The 1740-nt window shown below is 48.6% G+C and carries 5 protein-coding genes; all 5 read right to left on the reverse strand.

Features of this window, described 5'->3' with window-relative positions; genetic code table 11:
- Positions 1-90: 90 nt before the first annotated feature.
- Genes RO21_RS11615 through RO21_RS11635 form a run of 5 tightly spaced genes read right to left on the reverse strand, consistent with a single transcriptional unit; the run spans position 91 to position 1657 of the window.
- Positions 91-381: a hypothetical protein gene (locus RO21_RS11615; RefSeq protein WP_157019823.1), complete on the reverse strand. Its 291-nt coding sequence runs from the start codon at positions 379-381 to the stop codon at positions 91-93.
- Positions 329-844 (reverse strand): hypothetical protein, encoded by a 516-nt coding sequence (locus RO21_RS11620; RefSeq protein ID WP_047977944.1) that lies wholly within the window; start codon positions 842-844, stop codon positions 329-331. The genes RO21_RS11615 and RO21_RS11620 overlap by 53 nt, the downstream gene beginning before the upstream one ends.
- Positions 837-1193: a hypothetical protein gene (locus RO21_RS11625; RefSeq protein ID WP_047977945.1), complete on the reverse strand. Its 357-nt coding sequence runs from the start codon at positions 1191-1193 to the stop codon at positions 837-839. The genes RO21_RS11620 and RO21_RS11625 overlap by 8 nt, the downstream gene beginning before the upstream one ends.
- Entirely contained in the window at positions 1180-1419 is a 240-nt protein-coding gene (locus RO21_RS11630; RefSeq protein WP_157019826.1) for a hypothetical protein, read from the reverse strand. Before RO21_RS11630 ends, RO21_RS11625 begins: the two co-directional genes overlap by 14 nt.
- A complete protein-coding gene (locus tag RO21_RS11635; RefSeq protein WP_157019829.1) occupies positions 1409-1657 on the reverse strand; it encodes a hypothetical protein in 249 nt (82 codons plus the stop codon). The genes RO21_RS11630 and RO21_RS11635 overlap by 11 nt, the downstream gene beginning before the upstream one ends.
- Between the last annotated feature and the right edge of the window lie 83 nt (positions 1658-1740).

Genomic DNA, 1740 nt, shown 5'->3' on the forward strand with positions numbered 1-1740 from the left:
TGTTTAAATAACAAGGAGTTTATCAAAAGATGCAGTGGATCACTTTTCGATGATCTTACTGCATCAGCCTGGCGCATTTTTGCATGATCATTAACACCCACGGGCTTTGAGCTGTTTCCAGCCCTCCCGCTCGCCTAAATCTTTGAGTGCCACCGCCTCAATAACCGGTGTAAACAGCCCCTCCGGTATCCACTGCAACACGATAAAACTTTCCGTATCGCTACGCCCGATGCCAATCACCTCCACCACATCAGAGAGCCACTGCGCCCGTTCAGAGAGCAAATCCCCTGTGGCATTATCAAACTTCGGAATAATGCGATATAAGCCCTTAATGCCGTTCTCTGTGCGTTTTTCGATGTAAGGCTGGTTTGTCCGTCTCACTCGTTAAAACACGTTTAGCGTGCGTGTCTGCCACCATTTCCGCTATGCTCTCGCCTTTGCGTGTCCGTTCAACATAATTACCCAACTCTTCCAACAGTTGCCCTGCTTCATCAATCAAGCGGACGGCACTCGCTTTGGTTTGAGTGGCAAGCTGGGAACACATCAGCGTGATAGCGGTTTCGGCTAACGGCTCGCCGTGATTTGCCCGCTGAATAGTGATGACTTGCGCGGTGGCGGGGGCGATACGGTAAGCGGTCAGATTAGCCAATTCTTTTGCAGACAGCACAATCGGGGGGATTGCTCCCCCTGTTGGTAATAGCTCGTCTAAGGCGATTTCAGCGGCGGCACGCTCGGCAGTCGGCAAGCCGGCAAACTCCCACGCTTGCGAGCCTGCCACAATCGCAACCTCCAACGCATCGGCAGCTTGTTTTTTCAGGTTCGGCGCAGAAAGTAACTTAGTCATTGTCTGCCCCCAAATAATAACGGGCAAGGCTCAAATCCGCCAACGGTCGCACTTCTGCGGTTAAAAACGGTAATGCCACGCTAACGCTTTTCATCACCTTGTTTACCTCTTTTTCGGTCGGGAGTACGGCAAATAAGGCTTCACCGAAAAAAACGCCAAAGGTTTTCGTTACCACAATCGCATAGCCTGTTGCCGGCACATCGCCCATCTGCAACAGTTCGCCCGTCTGCTTGTAGTGGGTGAGCTGATAATCTTTCGCCTGTGCTTCACTGGTGGCAATGCGGTGAATGAAATTCAGGCTCAAATCAGAGGCAATCGGCACGTTCTTCACCAGTTTATAGTGTTTCATCGCTGCCCCCTTGTAACCCATTATCAAAGCCTTCGCCATTATTTTTTCCGTCTTTCTCGCCTTTTTTGTAATCGGAAGTTATATCCATCATTTTGGTGATAGCTTTGCTGTCCTCACCATTCATCTTATCAGCCAGTTTTTGACCGTTGTGAATAGCTTGCTCTATCGCCGTTTCAAGCTCTGCCGGTATCGGGTAGTCAGCTTCAAGATATGAATTACACATCATTGCCCCCTTGTTTTTCATTTACAAAATAAAAGCCCGTGTTTGCCGCTTGCTCGGCTTTATCAAGGAAGTGTTGGGCTGCACCGAGTGCATCTCGGATAATGCTTGTTGCCGTATCAACCCCGTTGAGTTCATCGCCGTTGTGCTCAATCAGCTTGATAATCGCTTTCGCATAGGTAAGAGAATAGCTAATTTCACCGGCTTTCTGCATTGAGATTGCTTTATGGGTGTTAATGATCATGCAAAAATGCGCCAGGCTGATGCAGTAAGATCATCGAAAAGTGATCCACTGCATCTTTTGATAAACTCCTTGTTATTTAAACA

It is taken from the genome of Muribacter muris (genome assembly GCF_001038205.1).
Lineage (GTDB): Bacteria > Pseudomonadota > Gammaproteobacteria > Enterobacterales > Pasteurellaceae > Muribacter > Muribacter muris.